This window comes from Yersinia sp. 1252 StPb PI, from assembly GCF_048593885.1.
GTDB lineage: Bacteria > Pseudomonadota > Gammaproteobacteria > Enterobacterales > Enterobacteriaceae > Yersinia > Yersinia enterocolitica_E.
The window spans coordinates 1-21,240 of sequence record NZ_JAZGQE010000074.1 but is presented as its reverse complement, the minus strand read 5'-3'; the positions used below and the strand labels follow the sequence as shown (position 1 = coordinate 21,240).

Here is a 21,240-nt window from a genome sequence, read left to right as displayed (position 1 = left end):
CCTTCGGACCTGGTATTACAGTATATCAGCCTAAAAATAATAGTATTTTTTTGATAAATGCAGACAGTAGCCAAAGTGTAATAACTTTAGCGGATTAACTAAGACTATAAAGCACTTGAGTGGATTAGCCCAATAAAAAAACCAGCCATTGAGGCTGGGTTTTTTTGTGCTACCGGAGCACCGCACTATAGGCTTAGGTGTACTCTAGGCTTAAGTGTACTCCGATCGATTTAACCACTTATTTTTTCGCTTCAACCCATTTTCCATCGATATAGAAAGCAGACCAACCCGTGGCTTTGCCATCTTTCTCGGATGAAACATACTGTTGTTTGGTTTTACGGCTAAAACGTACCATGGTTTTATTACCTTCTTTATCCGCCACGGGCGCATCAGCCAGATAACGTAATTTTTCAGGTAAACGATCTTTGAAGCGAACTAACTCTTCGACTAACGGCGCACGGGTTTCGCGCGACTTAGGGAAGGTATTCGCAGCCAGGAACACGCCTGCAGCACCGTCTCGCAACACGAAATAGGCATCTGACTTCTCACAAGGCAGTTCTGGCAACGGTACCGGATCTTCTTTAGGTGGCGCGACTTCACCACTGCGCAAGATTTTACGGGTATTCTTACACTCGTCATTGGTGCAGCCCATGTACTTGCCAAAACGCCCCATTTTCAGATGCATTTCAGAACCACATTTCTCGCACTCAACAATCGGGCCTTCATACCCTTTGATACGGAACTCGCCCTCTTCTATCTCGTAACCATCACACGCAGGGTTATTACCGCAAACATGCAATTTACGTTGGTTATCGATGAGATAGCTATCCATTGCCGTACCACATTTCTGGCAACGGCGGCGGGCGCGTAATGCGTTAGTTTCCGCATCATCACCCTCAAGGACATTGAGAATCTCAGCTTCGGGTACCAGATTGATCGTGGTTTTGCAGCGCTCTTTAGGCGGCAATGCATAACCAGAACACCCAAGGAACACACCGGTACTGGCGGTGCGAATCCCCATCTGACGGCCACAGGTTGGGCAGTCGATGCTGGTCATCACCATCTGATTCGGGCGCATACCGCCCTCTTCAGGATCTTTCTCTGCTTTTTCAAGCTGCTCGCTGAATTCGGCAAAGAAACCATCCAGTACAGCTTTCCACTCGGCCTGATCGTTGGCAACCTGATCCAGGCCACTTTCCATGCGCGCGGTAAAATCGTAATTCATCAATTCGCGGAAGTTTTCTTCTAACCGGTCAGTAACGATTTCACCCATTTTCTCAGCATAGAAACGGCGGTTTTCTACCCGCACATAACCACGATCCTGAATGGTCGAAATGATTGATGCATATGTGGATGGACGGCCAATACCCCGTTTTTCCAACTCTTTTACCAGTGATGCTTCGCTGTAACGTGCTGGCGGCTTGGTGAAGTGTTGGCTTGGGATAAGTTTTTGCAAATCCAAATCACTGCCCACTTCAATTACCGGTAAAGTGCGGTCTTCATCGCCTTTACGTAGCGCAGGCATCACCTTAGTCCAACCATCAAAGCGCAGAGTACGCCCTTTCGCCCGCAGTTGGAAATCGCCAGCCTGCACGGTCAACGTGGTGGAGTCATACTTAGCTGGTGTCATCTGGCAAGCCACAAACTGACGCCAAATCAGTTGGTACAGCTTCTGGGCGTCGGCTTCCATATCTTTTAACTGCTCAGCAATCACACTCACATCTGAAGGGCGAATAGCTTCATGCGCTTCTTGCGAATTTTCTTTGCTGCTGTACTGATTAGGCGCTGATGGCAGATACTTATCACCGAAATTGTCGCCAATATAATCACGCACCATGGTCAGCGCATCCTGACTTAAATTGGTGGAGTCAGTACGCATATAGGTGATATGACCTGCTTCATACAAGCGCTGCGCCATCATCATGGTTTTTTTCACACCAAAACTCAGACGGGTACTGGCAGCCTGCTGCAAGGTGGAGGTAATAAACGGCGCGCCGGGCTTGCTACTGGTCGGTTTATCTTCACGATCCAGCACCTTATAGCGCGCATTTTCCAGTAATTTCAGTGCAGCATGCGTCTGCTCGCGATTTACCGGTTTAAACGGCTTGTCATGGGCATGGGTGACTTCCATTTGAATCGGAACTTCACCTTTCGCCAGCAAGTCAGCATGCAGCTCCCAGTACTCTTCGGGAACGAATGCTTTGATATCCCGTTCACGCTCAACAACTAAGCGCACTGCCACTGATTGCACTCGACCAGCAGACAGGCCACGAGCAATTTTTTTCCAGAGCAGCGGGGAGACCATATAACCCACAACCCGGTCCATAAAGCGACGAGCTTGCTGGGCATTAACCCGGTTGATATTCAATTCACCCGGTTGATTAAACGCCTGCTGGATGGCGTTTTTGGTGATTTCGTTGAAAACCACACGGCTAAAGCGCTTATCATCACCACCAATCACTTCCCGCAAATGCCAGGCAATTGCCTCTCCTTCGCGGTCAAGGTCGGTTGCGAGATAGATGTGGTCAGCGTTTTCGGCTAATGCTTTCAGCTCGGCAACCACTTTTTCTTTGCCGGGCAAAATTTCGTACTGCGCTTTCCAGCCATGATAAGGATCGACGCCCATACGGTTCACTAACGCAACCTTTTCGTCTTTCTTTACTTTAGTCTTGGGCTTGTCGGTTTTCTTGGCTTTATCTTCAGTTGAGTTAGCGCTCTTCTTACTGGCTGATCCACTGGTCGGCAAATCACGAATGTGACCGACACTGGACTTAACCACGTAGTTATTCCCTAAGTATTTATTAATAGTTTTGGCTTTTGCCGGGGACTCAACTATTACGAGGGCTTTACCCATAATGACCTTTACCTAAATTATTTCTTCTAAAAGAAGGTTTTTATCTTGCCGTACCGCGGCATTCTGAATCTCTTTTTTATATTGCGGTACTTTCTCAGGAGATCAACCTGTTTTTTTGATCGGAGCCATAAATGCGCCTGCCGAGTCTTACCTGACGACCCCTCGATCCCTCAAAATTTTTGCCTACACCCAGCACTACAGCAGCGAATTCTGCCTCATGGCGTCAACAAAACCTTCCACCTAATAGTATAAAATCCCACACTGTACCTGATAAAAAGCGCTACGCAACCTAATTAGCGAGGAATATGAATTTATCCAATCACGGCGACAAAACAGCCAGAGGCTCGAATAAACCTTAGCCGGTTTGCGAACAAATGCTAACCCGCAGTACAATAGTGAGAGAAATTACATTGTAGTAAGGAGATATAATGCACGGAAACACAGCACCGATTGAGCGTAATAAATTATTGGCAGAGGCTAATAAGATTATTCGCCAGCACGAAGATTATATGCATGGGATGCAGGCAACTGAGGTTGAACAAAAAGGGCCAGTATTGGTATTTCGCGGCGAGTTTTTCCTGGATGCAGACGGTTTACCGACAGCGAAAACAACCGCAGTATTTAATATGTTTAAACATTTGGCTCATGTTTTGTCAGCTAAATACCATTTAATCGATTAATTGCCGGTGACTCCTCCCATTATTACATGGCTAGTTTAGCCATTGAGTCACAAATAACAGGGGGCTAAGCCCCCTGCCTTCCTTCACTAAAAACCCTATGCTCTCAGATTATAAAAGGGGTTTTTCGCCGCGCTGCCACCAGCGTAATAATAGACGGTCAGCACTTTCTGCCGCGCTGCCGGTAAAACGATCCATCAGACGTTTGCGTCGTGAATAACGCACACCAATAACTTCATGATTATCCATTTCGGCAATCAATAAATCATCACTGGTACCAATGGCATCAACCAACCCTTTCTCTTTGGCTTGGGTACCAAACCAGTGTTCACCGGTCGCAACCGCATCGATGTCCAGAGAGGGCCGCTGTTGCTGTACGAACTGTTTGAATAACAGGTGCGTTTCATTCAGATCTTCACGGAATTTCTCGCGCCCTTGTTCAGTATTCTCACCAAATAATGTCAGTGTGCGTTTAAACTCACCAGCAGTATGCAGTTCTACATCAATATCATTCTTTTTTAGCAAGCGGTGGAAGTTCGGGATTTGGGCCACAACACCGATAGAACCAATAATGGCGAATGGTGCACTAATAATACGATCAGCCACACAGGCCATCATATATCCCCCACTGGCAGCTACTTTATCGACCGCCACCGTCAGGCGAATCCCTTTATGGCGCAAGCGCTCCAATTGCGAGGCGGCTAAACCATAACCATGTACTACGCCACCAGGGCTTTCGAGTCGCAGCAGCACTTCATCTTGCGCGCTAGCAACCGCCAGAACCGCAGAAATCTCTTCACGCAACGACGTCACTTCATGTGCATCAATGCTACCTTTAAAATCAATTACATATAGGCAGGGTTTTACCGCTGCCACCGCACCGGCTTTGGCGCGCTGTTTCTTCAGCTTTTGATCCGCTTTTTGCTGCTTCTTAAACTCTTTGCTCCAGTTTTTTTGTTCTGCATGACTCATGCGCGCCAGCCGCATTTCCCGCTGAATTTCCTTATATTGCTCACCCAGATCAACCAGATTCAATTCACCCCGTTGCCCTTGTTTTCTCATCCCTTGGCTGACAACCAGTAACACTACCGCACCAATGGCGACCACAATCGTCACTACTTTGGCTAGAAACAGTCCGTACAGAGAAATTAACTCCACAAATACCGCCTTTATTCATCTGCTATTAGAGAGATACCTGCATTCTAGCGAACCCGTAAGCTGCCGTCTTGCGCAAATGAAAAATTGCATTGGTTTCGCTTAAATATAAGAATGTAAGAGATATCGCGGCATGCCTGAATAAAATATTCGCCGCCAGTAAGAGGAATAATTATGCATTATCAACCTAAAGACGATCTGCTCAATAACCGCACTATACTGGTGACGGGAGCAGGCGATGGTATTGGTCGCGAAGCGGCACTGACCTATGCCCGTTTTGGTGCTCGCCTGGTGTTAGTTGGCCGGACTGAAAGTAAATTAATAGCGGTACAGCAACAGATAGCTGAGGCTCAAGGGTTGCCCGCTTTAACACTGCCACTTGACCTATTACATGCAACGCAACAAGATTGCCAGCAGCTAGCAGATACCCTAAGTCAGCATGTTTCTCATCTGGATGGTGTGTTGCATAATGCCGGTTTATTAGGTGATATCGTTCCGATGGCAGAGCAAAATATAGCCGTCTGGCAGGATGTGATGCAAGTGAATGTAAATGCGACATTTATGCTTACCCAGGCACTTTTACCGCTACTGTTGAAATCCCACAGCGCCTCGCTGGTATTCACCAGTTCTAGCGTGGGTCGCCAGGGTCGTTCCGGCTGGGGCGCTTATGCCGTATCCAAATTCGCCACCGAAGGCATGATGCAAGTGCTTGCAGAAGAATATAAACACAGCAATTTGCGGGTGAATTGTATTAACCCGGGCGGCACCCGAACTCAGATGCGGGCATCCGCCTTCCCTGACGAAGATACAACTAAATTAAAAACACCTGCTGATATTATGCCGCTATATCTTTATCTCATGAGCGATGATAGCCGCAGAAAAACCGGCATCAGTTTCGATGCACAACCCGGCCGTAAAGCCGGCCCCGCAGAATAAAGGAACATGTTATGTCTGAAGAACGCCACCAGCAGCGCCAACAAAAAATAAAAGAAAAGGTTGAATCACGGGTTGCGGCAGCACAAGAAACACGCGGTATCATGATTGTTTTTACCGGTAACGGTAAAGGCAAGACCACCGCAGCATTTGGCACTGTGACCCGTGCGGTCGGGCATGGTCTGAAAGCAGGGGTGATTCAGTTTATTAAAGGTGAATGGCCTAACGGTGAGAAAAACCTGCTGCAACAGCATGGGGTCGAATTTCAGGTTATGGCGACTGGTTTTACCTGGAATACTCAGAATAGAGAAACTGACACTGCCGCCTGCCAAGGTGTTTGGCAGCACGGTTTGCGCATGTTGGCAGACCCAAGCCTGGATTTAGTGGTGCTGGATGAACTGACTTATATGGTCGCCTATGACTATCTGCCACTTGATGAGGTCATCACCGCCCTCAAACAGCGCCCTGCCCATCAAACCGTGATTATTACTGGCCGTGGCTGCCACCGCGATTTGTTGGAAATGGCCGATACCGTCAGTGAATTACGCCCGGTCAAACATGCTTTTGATGCCGGAATTAAAGCACAACAAGGTATTGACTGGTAATTCGCAGTATTCATGCAAACCAATGAAATGCCGCAGAGGCAATATCTGCGGCATTTTTCGCTATATATAATGAGATCTAAACTTACGGTCCCTATTGGCAAACTCAGTTTTCCAAATTACTTCTCTAGAGGGATCATGGGTATTTTTGACGGGGTCAATGTCCCAATGGCGGGAGTTAGTGTTGCCATCCCAGGGACCACTTGGCTTGACGACTGCGCTTTGTGTTGTGTGCTGCCAAAATAGCAGATTGTTTTCAATGGTTCAGGGAGCGGGCCACAGGTGTTTTCGCAATTGTCGCCATAGTGAGAGTGAGGCCCAGCACAAGCATAAGTTACAGATGAGAATCCGGTGCCGACGACAAATAAAATAGCCGCGCTGGTAGTTAACAGAGACTTTTTCATATTAATGCTCCTGAGATTTTAAATCCGAGGGTATTCCCCAAGAGCAATATAGTCACGCCGAATATTTAGCGACTAGCGGTATCTCATCCTGGTTGATGATATGTATATGCTGTAAAACCATTTATTATAGAAATATAATACTACCCAATAGATGGGTGATGATTTTTTATACTTTAGGAAGCAACTCAATAGCAGAGGAAGGGATGTGAAGGCTTAACATCAATGATGGGGAGAAAATGATCCCTCCCCATTAGACAAATTACCCGCGCTTGTTAGATCCGCGTCGAGCCGTCGTTGCTGCTGGCGCTGCATTACCCGTATTTTGACGAGTAGAACTTTTACGAGCAGAACCTTGACGACCCGCGACCTGACGGCCAGCAACTTCAGTATGGCGTTTAACCGCACGACGGATTTGATTGGCTTTAACCCGGCGTCGGTCTTTCTCAACCGGCAGTTTACTGACAGTTTCAGAATCCAATTCGACCAACTCACGCAAGTAGTTGGTTGCCTTCAGATCCAATTCGGTCCAGCCACCCCGTGGCAGGCCCTTCGGCAAATTAATATCACCATAACGCACACGAATCAGACGGCTAACCTGCACGCCAACAGCTTCCCACAAGCGGCGAACTTCACGGTTGCGCCCTTCGGTCAACGTAACGTTATACCACTGGTTAATCCCCTCTCCGCCTTGGAAGCTAATGGTGCGGAAAGCCGCTGGACCATCTTCCAACTGCACGCCACGGCTAAGTTGTTTGATTTTTTCGTCATCGATTTGACCAAACACCCGCACGGCATATTCGCGTTCAACTTCACGGCTTGGGTGCATCAGACGGTTGGCAAGTTCACCGTCAGTAGTGAACAATAATAAACCTGACGTATTAACGTCCAGACGGCCTACCGCCACCCAGCGCGAACCGCGCAGTTTAGGTAAACGATCGAATACTGTTGGGCGACCTTCGGGATCATTACGGGTACAGAGTTCACCTTCCGGCTTGTAATACGCCAGAACACGGCAAACAGCCTCTTCAGATTCTTTAATAGAAAGAAGATGACCATCGAGGCGAATTTTGGTGGCCTGAGTGACTTCAACACGATCACCCAGCGTTGATATTTTACCATCAACGCTGACACGGCCTTGTTGGATAATGGTTTCGATTTCCCGACGCGAGCCATGACCGGCGCGTGCCAAGATTTTCTGTAATTTTTCACCCACAATTTTATCGCCCTGCGGTTTAGGGCTTTGTGGCTTTGAGTTTGGTAATTTTTGGTTTTCTGACTTCTCGCTCATTGAGCAACCTCTAATGTCGCCTTCACAGGCGTCGAGTTATATATTGTAATCAATAAGTTAAGCTCACAATCAAGCAAAACTCACTGATTGTAATACATTTTAGAACACAGCATGGCGCACTAAAAAGGGTGCAGGCGGACTCACACGCTGGTTCGTGACCCGACATATTACACTAATTTCACACTCAAGGATTCAAAAAGTGTCTGCCCTCCCTTTTACTTGCTCAGAGATCTACAGTGCCATGGCCAAAATGGATAAAAATCGTGCAATACAAGAATAATCCTACACCGATCGGATGCTTGTCTGATTATTTTGTGATCTAAATCAATTTAAACTGTACTCCATCAACTGCCATCTGCAGTGTTAATTCCAACTCGATAAGGCGAGTTTAAACCCGATTAAAAACCAAGCCTTTCTTTTCTCAATTTCTCGTCTCTTATTTCTATTTCGTTTTCTTATTTCGATTTTATCTTTCTTGTAATCATTATTATCACCAGGATGTATTCATCTATATGAAACCTATTACAATCCAAAAATTAAATATTATTACCCGCTGCCTGATGGCAACGTTAATGACCGGTGCGGCCTCTAGTGCTTATGCTATTGAGTGTAACGACCCCGCCAGAACATCGACTGATAGTGCCTGTACGGTCACTACAGCCTCAAGTACTGATATTATTGGCGCATTGGCGGAGGGTTCAGAGAGTACCGATGCCTCCGGGTATACTGTTACTGTCGATACGCCCGTATCCGCCACATTGCAATCTATTCTTGGCGGGTCTGCTGATGCTGTCGCATCAACGTCTAACGTAAGTAATACTAACGCGGTTATAAGCCGTGCTGATGCTAATGGGGCAAGTAATAATAATACCGTTATCGTTAATAATGGTTTATTTAATGGCGATATTTATGGCGGTTATGCCAGTGCCGATGCCAATAGCGATGCCATGGTAAGCGCTATGGCGATAAATCGCATTGCCGAAAGTGATGTCTATGCAAACGCCAGCAGTAATATGAATACGATTATTATTAACAATGGTGTGTTCAAGAGTGATATTTACGGCGGTTATTCTGTTACCAATGGCAATGCTTTTGCAAACGCCTACGGTACTGACAGTATCGCCAGAAGTTTGGTTGATGCACGCGCAACCAGTGATACCAACAACATTACAATTAATGGCGGTTCGTTTAATGGCCCTGTCCATGGTGGATATGCCTATACCAATGTGTTTGCTTTTGCCTATGGCACTAACAACGTAGATAAAACTCAGGCAAACGCCAGCGCCTCAAGCAGTGGCAATACCATTGTTATTAATGATGGTTCATTTATCGGTTCCATTTATGGTGGCTACGCAGAAGCCATCACCATGATTGACCAAATAACCCCAGGGGAAAGTAGCAGTATCAGGGTAAAAAGTAATACCAACACTCTTACGCTGAATGGCGGTGTATTCAGTGGCCTTATTTATGGCGGCTATGCATCAAGCTTTGGTGGCGCGCCAACACCTGAGAATGCCACGGCAATCAATAACACCATTACGCTGTCAGGCACTCCGGTGTTTAACGCCAATAGCAGTGAAATATGGGGGGGGTATGCGGATATGTTCGACGGTATCGCAACCTCATATGGTGATGCTTTCAGCGGCAATACCTTTAACTTTGCCGCTAACCCTATCACTCTGAATAAGATGGGTAATTTTGCCTTTTATAATTTTTATCTCAACAACAATATTAAAAATAATGATGTTTTGATTGCGTTGACTAACGCGGCCAATATCGACAATGCGGCTATTGCAGTGACCGGTATCAGTAAGGACAGCGGCCTGGTCAAGGGTGATGCTATTACGCTTATCTCAAATGTCACTGGGGGTGAAGCGACGTTAAATAACACGCAAAAAGTCACGATGGGTACGGCAAAACTGGCTGATATCAGAGTGTATCGGGAAAATGATGCAGTAAAAGCGTCGTTAGATGGCGTAACCCAATTAAGCCGGGAAAGCAGCCCGATTACCGGTTTTGAGGTAAATCCACAGACTAAAGCCTATTTGGAAGGCCGCCTGCCAGGCATGCTGTTGATCAACCAAGGCAGCGACCTGCTTGCCGGGTTAGATACCGCACAGCTCAAGCGTGATGACAATGAGGTGGCGCTATTTGGTCTGACCTCCGGCAGCAAGAGCCGTTACAACACCGGTTCCCACATTGATATGGATAGCTTTGCTTTGACCACCGGCATCACTAAGAATCTGGGGCAACTCACCCTCGGTGGCCTGTTTGAAGCCGGCTGGGGTAGCTATGACGCCTATAATGATTTTAGCGGATTGGCCAGTGTAAAAAGTAACGGAAATGTCGACTATAAAGGTGCTGGTATTATTGCCAACTATGCATTCACTAACGCTATTTACCTCAACAGTTCTCTGCGTGCAGGCCGCGTATCCAGCGATTTCTCTTCTGCTGATTTCGGTGTGAATGGCGGGGTTGCGAGCCATTATGACAGCGCGTCACCTTATGTCAGCGGGCAGCTGAAAACCGGCTATCGCTATGCCATGACGCCGGCGGTGAAACTAGACACCCATGCCAGTATTCTGTCGACTCGAGTAGGCAGTGACAGTGTCACTAATTCCCAGAATGAGAAGCTGACGTTTTCGGCGTTGAACTCACAGCGTGTTAATACCGGCGTTACTGTCACCTATCATGCCACACCGAAACTGGATGTTATCAGCGGGGTTGCCTATGAATATGAATTTGATGGTAAAGCCAAGGGGACTATCGATGGGGACAATATCGATTCTGCTGGCGTTAAAGGGAGCACGGGCATTGCTGAAGTGGGCATTCGCATTACGCCGACTAAAGAAAAGAATCTGTCTATGGACCTGAAACTGTCAGGTTACAGCGGAAAACGCGAAGGTGTAGCTGGCGGGCTTAGTGTGAAATATGCCTTCTAACACCGGCGATTGAGCATGTCATCTGGGTTGGATAGCGGTACCTTTCGGTTATGCCGTATCCAACACCCCAGATATAAAGATATTTAGCGGAACGGTGTGGCGTCCCCCGCTCCTTCACGAATAACTTCAGGAGAGGAATCAGTCAGGTCAATAACTGTAGTGGGTTGCTGCCCTAATGAACCGCCATGGATGATTAAATCCACTTGCTTACCGAGATGGTCTTTGATCTCTTCCGGGTCGGATTCAGCAAAGTCATTACCCGGTAGCATCAATGTCGTCGACATCAAAGGCTCGCCTAATACATCCAGCAACGCCAGCGCAATAGGGTTAGAAGGCACACGTAAACCAATAGTTTTACGTTTGTCATTCATCAAACGCCGAGGGACTTCTTTCGTCGCCTTCAATATAAAGGTGTAATTACCCGGGGTATTATTTTTGATCAGTCGAAACGCTGAATTATCAACATATGCATAAGTCGATAACTCCGACAAATCACGGCACACCAGTGTGAAGTTATGATTACCATCTAATTGGCGGATTCGGCAAATTCGTTCCATTGCCGCTTTATCTTCTAAACGGCAGCCAAGGGCATAACCAGAATCTGTCGGGTAAACCACCACCCCGCCCTTGCGTAACACATCAACACTTTGGTTGATCAGTCGCGGCTGAGGGTTTTCCGGGTGTATATAAAAAAATTGACTCATGACACTACCTCATCATTCAACGTTCGCGTTAGCTGGCTCTACAGGCCAATCACGCCATACTGGTTCCACCCCTGCGGGCAGCCACAATTTGCGGCCCAATTCAATCCAGGCGCAAGGCTGATGGAAATCAGATCCCTGGGATGCCAGTAAATTATAGTCGCGCGCATACTGTGCAAGCTGCGCTCGTTCATGGGGGGCTTGTTGGCACTGGGCAACTTCCATGGCATCACCGCCATGTTCGGCAAAATGGGCTAATAAACGTTTCAACCATTTGGCGGTTAAATCGTAACGACCCGGATGCGCCAGTACCGCTTGCCCACCAGATTGCTTAATTGCTTCAATAGCTTGTTCTATTGTACACCATTGTGCGGGGACATAACCGGTCTTGCCTTTGGCTAAATACTTTTTAAAAACCTGCCCAACGTTACTCGCTAACCCCAATTCCACCAGATAGCGGGCAAAATGCCCACGGGTTACCTGTCCGCCCCCCGCCAAGCGGTTAGCTCCGTCCCAGGCACCGGGAATCCGCGCTTTTTCCAGTCGCGCGCTTATTTCCTGCGCCCGAATATAGCGATAGTTGGACTGCTCACTCAATAATTTGCCAATACTGGCATGCTGGGTATCAATACCTAATCCCACAATATGGATCTCGTGATTTTCCCATAATGTAGAAATTTCCACCCCAGGGATAAGCCGTAGTGCCAATTGTTGCTGGGCAATGGTGGCGGCGGCTTCAGCCAACCCTGCGGTGGTATCGTGATCGGTAATAGCCAAAACACCTACCCGCATCTGTGCGGCTCTTATTACCAGTGCCGAAGGGGTTAACAAGCCGTCCGACGCAGTGGTATGGCTATGCAAATCATAAAGTGTAAAGGCCGTTGATGTGGCGGCATCGGCCCTATCAGATAAGGTGGTGTTATCAGTCAAAACAGGTTTATTTATCAAAATGGTCTTATTAACCAAAACAAAAATCCGAAAAAGCGTGGCGGGCTATCATACCTGTTAATAACACACTAACGTTAATCAAACTTAGTCGTGCTCTGCCACCGTAGCGAAATTAAAGTGAAATAGATAACCGCACAGACTTTGTTAGAAAACAATCAATCAAGGGTTGACATTTACCTCGTGAACCAGTTAACTAGTACACAAGTTCACGGAGTACTTAAACGTCTGAGTTAACAGCAAGTGAATGTAGCTAACCCCCTGCGGCTTCAAGGGCAAGGGGAATAAACTGAATGCAATCATAGAGAGTAGTGACTGATAATGAAAACTTCCCTGATTTCCTTACTGCGTTGGTGGCACATCTCCCTCTCTCGGGCGATGTAATCACGCATATCAGTCACCAGACAATGCAGATTGCTTCAGCCCGCTAATAGCGGGCTTTTTTATGGTCAGATTTCGGCGTAATCACTTTTCAGGAAAGATAAATGATGCAAACTTCGCGCCCCACATTACAGTTACTGAGCACCCCGGCGTGTTACCGCGATGACCCAACCGCGCTGTTTCACCAGCTCTGCGGCGCACGACCAGCCACTCTGCTGCTTGAATCCGCAGAAGTGACCAGTAAACAGAACTTAAAAAGCCTGCTGATTATTGATAGTGCTTTACGTATTACCGCCCTTGAGCAGAAAGTCACGATTGAAGCACTCAGTCGCAATGGCGCGTCGTTATTACCGCTGTTAGATGCTGTGTTACCGCCACAAGTAGAGATTCAAGTGCGCCCGAATGGCCGTGAATTAACCTTCCCTATCATTAACGAAGTGCAAGATGAAGACTCTCGTTTACAGTCATTGTCGGTTTTTGATGCGCTACGTTTGCTACTAAAACTGGTCGATGCACCCATAGCTGAGCGGGAAGCCGTATTCATTGGTGGTCTATTCGCTTACGATTTGGTGGCGGGTTTTGAAAATTTACCCCCGCTGCGCCAGGACCAACGTTGCCCGGATTTCTGCTTCTATTTAGCCGAAACCTTGTTGATATTGGATCATCAGCATCGCTCGACGCAGTTGCAAGCCAGTCTGTTTACCGCCGACGCTAGCGAGCATTTGCGTCTGACCCAGCGGTTAGAACAAGTTAGCCACCAGCTACAGCAAGCACCACAACCGATCCCGGCCCAGTCAGTGCCTGAGATGGCGTTACAGTGTAACCAATCAGACGCCGAGTACGGTGCAGTGGTGGCCCAATTACAGATAGCAATCCGAGAAGGCGAAATTTTCCAAGTTGTTCCTTCACGCCGTTTCTCACTGCCTTGCCCCTCACCACTGGCGGCATACCAAACATTGAAAGACCATAATCCCAGCCCGTATATGTTCTTTATGCAGGATAACGAATTCTCCCTGTTTGGTGCTTCACCGGAAAGTGCGCTGAAATATGACGCCACCAACCGCCAGATTGAGATTTACCCGATTGCCGGTACCCGCCCGCGTGGCCGCCGTGCCAATGGTGAATTGGATCGCGATTTAGACAGCCGTATTGAGCTGGAGATGCGCACTGACCATAAAGAATTGGCTGAACATCTGATGCTGGTGGATTTAGCCCGTAATGATTTAGCCCGCATCTGCGAGCCGGGTAGCCGCTATGTGGCCGATTTAACTAAAGTTGACCGCTATTCCTTTGTGATGCATTTGGTCTCGCGCGTAGTGGGCACGCTGCGTCAGGATCTGGATGTACTGCATGCTTATCAAGCCTGTATGAATATGGGCACCCTGAGCGGCGCACCGAAAGTCCGCGCTATGCAATTGATTGCTGGCAGTGAGGGCGCACGTCGGGGCAGTTACGGTGGCGCGGTGGGTTACTTTACCGCACACGGCGATTTGGATACCTGCATTGTTATCCGCTCAGCTTATGTCGAAGACGGTATCGCCACGGTCCAAGCGGGGGCCGGTGTGGTGATTGACTCCATTCCACAGGCCGAAGCCGATGAAACTCGCAATAAAGCACGTGCGGTTCTGCGGGCAATTGCTAGCGCACACCATGCCAGGGAGATCTTCTAATGGCTGATATCTTGCTGCTCGATAATATTGACTCCTTTACTTACAACCTGGTGGACCAATTACGTTCCAGTGGCCATCGGGTGGTGATTTACCGTAACCAAATCGCCGCCGATACCATTATCGCCCGCTTGCAACAACTCGAACAACCGGTGCTGATGCTCTCGCCCGGTCCTGGCACACCGGCACAGGCGGGGTGTATGCCCGAATTATTGCAACGTTTACGCGGCCAGTTACCGATTATCGGTATTTGCCTTGGCCACCAGGCCATTGTCGAAGCTTATGGCGGCCATGTAGGACAGGCAGGAGAGATACTGCACGGCAAAGCCTCGGCCATTGAACACGATGGACAAGCTATGTTTGCAGGCATGCCGAATCCGCTGCCAGTAGCCCGCTACCACTCATTAGTGGGCAGCAATATCCCAACAGAATTAACTGTTAACGCCCGTTTTGGTGAGATGGTCATGGCGGTGCGCCATGACGCACATCGGGTGTGTGGCTACCAATTTCACCCGGAATCTATTTTAACCACCCATGGTGCCCGTTTGCTTGAGCAGACGCTGGACTGGGCATTATGCCCTCCACACATGAAGCTGTAGCGGTGTTAGCTACATTCGTTACTCGCATGCTGTCACCTGTAACACCATGTTCTTTGGGTAGGGTGTAATTAAGGACTATAAGATGCAAAACTTATTATTATCAAAAGAATTATTATTGGAAAAACTGTTTCAGGCTAAATCCCTGACCCAAGCGGAAAGCCAAATCCTGTTTAGCTCTATCGTGCGAGGTGAACTGGAAGCGAGCCAATTGGCGGCGGCGTTAATCAGTATGAAAGTACGCGGTGAAACACCTGCCGAAATAGCTGGCGCCGCGCAAGCCTTATTGGCGGATGCACAGCCCTTCCCGCGCCCGGATTACCTGTTCGCCGATATCGTTGGTACCGGGGGTGACGGCACTAACAGTATCAATATCTCTACCGCCAGCGCCTTTGTTGCCGCCAGTTGCGGCGTAAAAGTGGCCAAGCATGGCAATCGCAGTGTTTCCAGCCGTTCCGGTTCATCAGACTTGCTGGCCGCATTTGGTATTCGCCTGGACATGAGCGCGGAACAATCCAGATTAGCCTTAGATGAGTTAGGAGTTTGTTTCCTGTTTGCCCCGCAGTATCACACTGGCTTTCGCCACGCGATGCCGGTTCGCCAGCAGTTGAAGACCCGCACCCTGTTTAATGTGTTGGGGCCATTAATCAATCCGGCTCGCCCGCCGTTGGCGCTGATTGGTGTTTACAGCCCTGAGTTGGTATTACCCATCGCGCAAACCCTACAAGTGTTGGGTTACCAGCGTGCTGCGGTGGTACATGGTGGGGGAATGGATGAAGTGGCGATTCATGCACCGACTCAGGTGGCTGAGCTGAATAACGGCAGCATCGAAAGCTATGAATTAGCACCGGAAGATTTTGGTCTGAACCGTTATTCACTGGGCGCATTACAAGGCGGCGCACCGGAAGAAAACCGTGACATTTTAGCACGGTTGTTACAAGGTAAAGGTGAACCGGCACACGCCGCAGCCGTTGCGGCTAACGTGGCGTTATTGCTGAAGTTGCACGGTCAGGAAAACCTGCGCCATAACGCACAGCAGGCATTGGAAATGATTCACAGCGGTCAGGCTTTTGACTGTGTTACCGCTCTGGCGGCGAGAGGATAAATCATGCAGGAAACTGGGCTTAATAAAACCGTGCTCCACCACATTGTGCACGATAAGGAAATCTGGGTTGCCGCTCGGAAATTGCAACAGCCTCTGGCTAGTTTTCAAAACGATATTACCCTGAGCCAGCGCGACTTTTATCACGCGCTGCAAGGCAGTAAGACCGTTTTTATTCTGGAATGTAAGAAGGCATCCCCGTCCAAGGGGGTTATCCGCGAAAACTTTAATCCGGCAGACATTGCAGCAGTTTATAAAAATTATGCATCGGCCATCTCGGTATTAACCGATGAAAAGTACTTCCAAGGCAACTTTGATTTCTTACCACTCGTCAGTGCTGCCGTCACTCAGCCGGTGCTGTGTAAAGACTTTATTATCGACGCCTATCAGATTCAATTGGCGCGTTTTTATCAGGCTGACGCCATTTTACTGATGCTATCGGTGCTCGATGATGACAGCTATCGCCAACTGGCCGCCGTAGCACACAGCCTGAATATGGGGGTGTTGACCGAGGCCAGTAATGCTGAAGAACTGGATCGGGCGATTGCATTAGGTGCCAAAGTGGTCGGTATTAATAACCGGGATCTGCGTGACTTGTCGATAAGCCTTGATCGCACCCGCGAACTGGCCCCACGGCTGCCAAAAGGTGTCACGGTTATTAGCGAATCAGGTATTAATAATTACCAACAGGTGCGCGAACTGAGTCACTTTGCCAACGGGTTCCTGATTGGCAGCGCGTTGATGTCTGAACCCGATCTCAATGCTGCGGTGCGCCGTGTGTTACTCGGTGAAAATAAAGTCTGCGGCCTGACCCGCGCTCAAGATGCCGCCGCAGCTTATCAAGCAGGTGCCGTCTATGGTGGTTTAATCTTTGTTGGTAGTTCGCCGCGTTATGTGGATATCGCCAAAGCACGGACTGTGATTAGCGGCGCACCATTGAAGTATGTTGGCGTCTTCCGTGATGCCAAAATTGGAACTGTGCAGCAAACAGCCGAGCGCCTGTCGCTGGTGGCAGTGCAGTTGCACGGGCAAGAAGATCAGAGCTATATCAATCAACTGCGCGCGATACTGCCTGCCAGTTGCCAAATTTGGCAGGCGTTGCGTGTTGACGATAGTGTACCGCAACGCAACTCACAACATGTCGAGCGTTATGTTCTGGACCACGGCAACGGTGGCACCGGTCAACGCTTTGACTGGTCATTACTGGCCGGTCAACCGCTGGATAATGTGCTGCTGGCGGGTGGGCTAAGCGCTGATAACTGTTGTGCAGCAGCCCAACTGGGTTGTGCCGGTCTTGATTTCAATTCCGGTGTAGAAAGTGCCCCCGGCATCAAAGACTCACAACTGATCGCCGCTGTTTTCCAGACGTTACGCGCTTACTGATGGATAATTTTTGGCTAACTTTATTCATGATTCATGGACACACTTTAGTCACCCCATAGGACAGAAAAATGACCACACTTAATCCTTATTTTGGCGAGTTCGGTGGCATGTATGTGCCGCAGATTTTGATGCCAGCATTGAAGCAACTGGAAGAGGCTTTTGTCAGTGCTCAACAGGACCCTGAGTTCCAGGCAGCATTTCAGGATCTGTTAAAGAACTATGCTGGTCGCCCGACCGCGCTAACCCTGTGTCAGAATTTGACCGCCGGGACAAAAACCAAGTTATACCTGAAACGTGAAGACCTGCTGCACGGCGGCGCGCACAAAACCAATCAGGTTTTGGGTCAGGCCTTATTGGCCAAACGCATGGGTAAAACCGAAATCATTGCGGAAACCGGCGCAGGTCAACATGGGGTAGCGTCAGCACTGGCTTGCGCCCTGCTCGGCTTGAAATGCCGTATTTACATGGGTGCCAAAGATATTGAGCGCCAGTCACCCAACGTGTTCCGTATGCGCCTGATGGGGGCTGAAGTGATCCCAGTGCACAGCGGTTCTTCCACCTTGAAAGATGCCTGTAATGAAGCACTGCGCGATTGGTCTGGCAGTTACGAAACCGCCCACTATATGTTGGGAACCGCAGCAGGCCCACACCCTTACCCGACTATCGTGCGTGAATTCCAACGGATGATTGGCGAAGAAACCAAAGCGCAGATGTTAGCCCGGGAAGGCCGTCTGCCGGATGTGGTGCTGGCATGCGTCGGTGGCGGCTCGAATGCGATTGGTATGTTTGCTGATTTTATCGATGAGCCAGGTGTTGCTCTGATTGGTGTTGAGCCAGCAGGGTTGGGTATTGAAACCGGCCAGCACGGTGCACCACTCAAACACGGTAAAGTAGGCATCTATTTCGGCATGAAATCGCCGATGATGCAGACCAGTGACGGCCAAATCGAAGAATCTTACTCAATTTCTGCGGGATTAGACTTCCCATCCGTAGGGCCACAGCATGCTTATTTAAATAGCATTGGTCGTGCTGATTATGTTTCCGTTACCGATGACGAAGCACTGGATGCCTTTAAAGCGCTGTCATGCAAAGAGGGGATTATTCCAGCACTGGAATCCTCCCATGCCTTGGCCCATGCCTTAAAAATGATTAAAGCGTCGCCGGAAAAAGAACAGATATTGGTAGTGAATCTGTCCGGGCGCGGTGATAAAGACATTTTCACCGTTCACGATATTCTGAAAGCACGGGGAGAGATTTAATGGAGCGTTATCAGCAACTTTTCAATCAGTTGGCAGCCAAAAAAGAAGGTGCATTTGTTCCTTTCGTACAGCTAGGGGATCCAACACCGGCTCTATCTTTAGAGATTATTGATACATTAATTGCGGCAGGTGCCGATGCGTTGGAGCTGGGTATACCATTCTCTGATCCACTTGCAGATGGCCCAACCATTCAAAATGCAGCATTGCGTGCTTTTGCCGCTGGCGTGACACCCGGTATCTGCTTTGAAATGCTGGCGGAAATCCGTAAAAAACACCCCGCTATTCCCATCGGCCTGCTGATGTATGCAAATCTGGTATTCCACAATGGAATTGATAGTTTCTACCAGCGTTGTGCTGCTGTCGGTGTCGATTCAGTGCTCATTGCGGACGTACCTTTTGAAGAGTCAGCCCTGTTCCGCGCAGCGGCACTGCGCCATGGGATTGCGCCTATCTTTATCTGCCCACCCAATGCGGACGATGATTTACTGCGCGAGATAGCTTCTCATGGCCGTGGTTACACCTATCTATTGTCACGTGCGGGTGTCACCGGTGCTGAGAATCACGGTCAGCTTGCGCTAAATCATCTGATTGATAAACTGCGTGAATATAATGCCGCCCCAGCACTACAAGGTTTTGGTATTTCACAGCCAGCACAAGTGAAGACCAGTCTGGCAGCCGGTGCGGCCGGCGCGATTTCAGGCTCCGCGATTGTAAAAATCATTGAAAATAATGTCTCACAGCCCGCTGAGATGTTAGCCCAGTTGTCGCGTTTTGTGACTGAAATGAAAGCGGCAACTCGCGGCTAATCTCACCACCAGCGCCTGATTGTCGGTTCAGATCAGGCGCTATATTCGCTCGAACTTCTCGCCTGCCACGCTATATATCTGCTGCAAATTTGAATTAACACTATTCATAACCAATAATTATGTAACGCCCTAAGCATTTCTTTACATTTTGGATGCGATGAGTGATCAGTAGCACGACGTCAATATGTGTTTATAACGCTTTCAACAAGTTATTTTTTTCGTAATGTCCTGTTAAATTATTGGCAAACATGGAGAGTAATTTATGAAGCTTTTTAAGACCCTTTCAGCTTTATGTATTGTAGTAATCATGGCAATGGCAGTAGCAGCCTGTGCACCAACACCTAAATCTGAAGGCACAGGTGGATACCTGGATGATACTGTGGTGACCACCAAGGTAAAATCGGCGTTACTGGGTGAGAAGAATCTTAAATCTACTGAAATCAGTGTTGAGACCTTTAAAGGACGGGTCCAGTTAAGCGGCTTTGTTAGTTCGCGTCAGGATGCAAACCGTGCAGTACAGATCACCCGTACCGTACCTGGGGTGAAATCTGTTAGTGATAGAATGCAAATCAAATAATCCCCTGTTCGGAGGCGCCCTTCGCGCCTCCTTTGTCACCGATGAGTGAACTCAGCCCCTCTGTAGCGGCAAGGACGAAGGGTATTGCCCAAAGTTATTGCCGTTGCAGGTAGGCAGCCAGCAAACGCATCCCGATGAGCTGACTCAGGTCAGTGATTCGGGTAAGTGAGTGCAGCCAACACCCCTGCAACGTCAAGAACAAAGGGTAATTAGAAACGATAGCCCGCGCCAAACATAAACACCCATGGATCAAGACGGGTATGAATACTTTGCTCTTCACCCCCGGCTTTGAATTTCACGTCAGTTTCGATATTCATCCACCAGACCGACATATTCAGCATCCAGTTTTCACTGACCATGTAGTCCATACCCGCTTGCCCGGCAATACCCCACGAATCTTTAACACTTAAATCCGTCAAACCGGCACCTTGCCCTGTGTTATTAAATTTCTCATCAAAGAAGGTGGTGTAGTTCAGGCCGATACCCAGATACGGGCGCAGTTTGTCTTGCTTATCGCGGAAATAGTATTGCGCCATTAAGGTTGGCGGCAATTGCTTAACTTCAGCAATGGTACCGGTTGCCTCCAGCCCAATTTTATGGCGGAACGGCGTGGCAGCCAGCAATTCTACACCGATGTTATCAGTAATCAGATAGCTGAAAGTCAGCCCTAACTGAGTATTGTTATCCGCTTTGAAGGAACCGTAACCTAATACATCATCAGACCCGGCATTTGGTCTGACAGTTGCTGTCCCTGCCCGGAAAATATAATCGCCTGCTTGATGCGCGCTTGCCGCAGTGGGAGCCAGAGCGGCTACAGCTAACAATGCCAAAGTGACTTTTTTCATTATCCATTCCATTTGTAGGTATATTCGCGAGCAAAATATACCCATAAATGAGTATTCATGATCCAATCGAGATCACATCTTTGGTAACAAATTAAATAAATCCTATTTTATGTAAGGTTATTT

General features: G+C 48.4%; 19 protein-coding genes and 1 other annotated feature. Of the genes, 12 read left to right on the top strand and 7 right to left on the bottom strand.

Features of this window, described 5'->3' with window-relative positions; genetic code table 11:
• Positions 1-238 precede the first annotated feature (238 nt).
• Positions 239-2,854, bottom strand: a complete 2,616-nt coding sequence (gene topA, locus V2A85_RS12500) for a type I DNA topoisomerase (RefSeq protein ID WP_420071552.1) — start codon at positions 2,852-2,854, stop codon at positions 239-241.
• A gap of 428 nt (positions 2,855-3,282) precedes the next feature.
• Here topA and V2A85_RS12495 point away from each other — a divergent pair, with 428 nt between their 5' ends.
• A complete protein-coding gene (locus V2A85_RS12495) occupies positions 3,283-3,534 on the top strand; it encodes a YciN family protein (RefSeq protein ID WP_420071551.1) in 252 nt (83 codons plus the stop codon).
• Positions 3,535-3,642: 108 nt separating this feature from the next.
• On the opposite strand, the gene sohB is transcribed toward V2A85_RS12495, so the two are convergent.
• Positions 3,643-4,689 (bottom strand): protease SohB, encoded by a 1,047-nt coding sequence (gene sohB, locus V2A85_RS12490; protein WP_083158918.1) that lies wholly within the window; start codon positions 4,687-4,689, stop codon positions 3,643-3,645.
• Between the two features lie 171 nt (positions 4,690-4,860).
• Between sohB and V2A85_RS12485 the strand changes: the two genes are divergently transcribed.
• Entirely contained in the window at positions 4,861-5,622 is a 762-nt protein-coding gene (locus V2A85_RS12485; RefSeq protein ID WP_420071550.1) for a YciK family oxidoreductase, read from the top strand.
• A gap of 11 nt (positions 5,623-5,633) precedes the next feature.
• Complete coding sequence (cobO, locus tag V2A85_RS12480; RefSeq protein ID WP_145606056.1) at positions 5,634-6,224, top strand: cob(I)yrinic acid a,c-diamide adenosyltransferase; 591 nt, start codon at positions 5,634-5,636, stop codon at positions 6,222-6,224.
• Positions 6,225-6,340: 116 nt separating this feature from the next.
• Here the strand turns inward: cobO and V2A85_RS12475 are convergent, their stop codons facing one another.
• Together V2A85_RS12475 and rluB are read right to left on the bottom strand one after the other, a co-directional pair.
• A complete protein-coding gene (locus tag V2A85_RS12475) occupies positions 6,341-6,625 on the bottom strand; it encodes a hypothetical protein (protein WP_420071549.1) in 285 nt (94 codons plus the stop codon).
• Between the two features lie 259 nt (positions 6,626-6,884).
• The gene (rluB, locus tag V2A85_RS12470) at positions 6,885-7,913 is read right to left on the bottom strand and encodes a 23S rRNA pseudouridine(2605) synthase RluB (RefSeq protein WP_372558974.1); all 1,029 of its coding nucleotides are present in this window, start codon (positions 7,911-7,913) and stop codon (positions 6,885-6,887) included.
• Between the two features lie 512 nt (positions 7,914-8,425).
• Between rluB and V2A85_RS12465 the strand changes: the two genes are divergently transcribed.
• Positions 8,426-10,855, top strand: a complete 2,430-nt coding sequence (locus V2A85_RS12465; protein WP_420071548.1) for an autotransporter domain-containing protein — start codon at positions 8,426-8,428, stop codon at positions 10,853-10,855.
• Positions 10,856-10,938: 83 nt separating this feature from the next.
• Here V2A85_RS12465 and V2A85_RS12460 read toward each other — a convergent pair whose 3' ends face one another.
• On the bottom strand, positions 10,939-11,559 hold the full coding sequence (locus V2A85_RS12460) for an L-threonylcarbamoyladenylate synthase (protein ID WP_005191561.1): 621 nt from the start codon (positions 11,557-11,559) through the stop codon (positions 10,939-10,941).
• A gap of 12 nt (positions 11,560-11,571) precedes the next feature.
• A complete protein-coding gene (gene rnm / locus V2A85_RS12455) occupies positions 11,572-12,486 on the bottom strand; it encodes an RNase RNM (RefSeq protein WP_372559900.1) in 915 nt (304 codons plus the stop codon).
• 336 nt (positions 12,487-12,822) lie between these two features.
• Between rnm and trpL the strand changes: the two genes are divergently transcribed.
• The 8 genes from trpL (at position 12,823) to V2A85_RS12415 (ending at position 20,272) form a co-directional block, all read left to right on the top strand.
• The gene (gene trpL / locus V2A85_RS12450) at positions 12,823-12,885 is read left to right on the top strand and encodes a trp operon leader peptide (protein WP_002227930.1); all 63 of its coding nucleotides are present in this window, start codon (positions 12,823-12,825) and stop codon (positions 12,883-12,885) included.
• Positions 12,847-12,948, top strand: a sequence feature (Trp leader region). Its footprint overlaps the gene before it by 39 nt.
• A 41-nt stretch (positions 12,949-12,989) precedes the next feature.
• A complete protein-coding gene (locus V2A85_RS12445) occupies positions 12,990-14,552 on the top strand; it encodes an anthranilate synthase component 1 (protein WP_420071553.1) in 1,563 nt (520 codons plus the stop codon).
• Positions 14,552-15,148, top strand: a complete 597-nt coding sequence (locus tag V2A85_RS12440) for a glutamine amidotransferase-related protein (RefSeq protein ID WP_083158925.1) — start codon at positions 14,552-14,554, stop codon at positions 15,146-15,148. The genes V2A85_RS12445 and V2A85_RS12440 overlap by 1 nt, the downstream gene beginning before the upstream one ends.
• Before the next feature lie 82 nt (positions 15,149-15,230).
• Positions 15,231-16,250 carry an anthranilate phosphoribosyltransferase gene (trpD, locus tag V2A85_RS12435; protein ID WP_372558972.1) on the top strand — a complete coding sequence of 340 codons (1,020 nt, stop codon included), beginning with the start codon at positions 15,231-15,233 and terminating at the stop codon, positions 16,248-16,250.
• Between the two features lie 3 nt (positions 16,251-16,253).
• On the top strand, positions 16,254-17,630 hold the full coding sequence (gene trpCF / locus V2A85_RS12430; protein ID WP_420071547.1) for a bifunctional indole-3-glycerol-phosphate synthase TrpC/phosphoribosylanthranilate isomerase TrpF: 1,377 nt from the start codon (positions 16,254-16,256) through the stop codon (positions 17,628-17,630).
• Between the two features lie 68 nt (positions 17,631-17,698).
• Entirely contained in the window at positions 17,699-18,889 is a 1,191-nt protein-coding gene (gene trpB, locus V2A85_RS12425) for a tryptophan synthase subunit beta (RefSeq protein WP_372558970.1), read from the top strand.
• Positions 18,889-19,695: a tryptophan synthase subunit alpha gene (gene trpA, locus V2A85_RS12420; protein WP_372558969.1), complete on the top strand. Its 807-nt coding sequence runs from the start codon at positions 18,889-18,891 to the stop codon at positions 19,693-19,695. The genes trpB and trpA overlap by 1 nt, the downstream gene beginning before the upstream one ends.
• A 262-nt stretch (positions 19,696-19,957) precedes the next feature.
• Entirely contained in the window at positions 19,958-20,272 is a 315-nt protein-coding gene (locus V2A85_RS12415; RefSeq protein ID WP_083158929.1) for a BON domain-containing protein, read from the top strand.
• A gap of 209 nt (positions 20,273-20,481) precedes the next feature.
• On the opposite strand, the gene ompW is transcribed toward V2A85_RS12415, so the two are convergent.
• Entirely contained in the window at positions 20,482-21,117 is a 636-nt protein-coding gene (gene ompW / locus V2A85_RS12410) for an outer membrane protein OmpW (RefSeq protein ID WP_372558968.1), read from the bottom strand.
• Positions 21,118-21,240 lie beyond the last annotated feature (123 nt).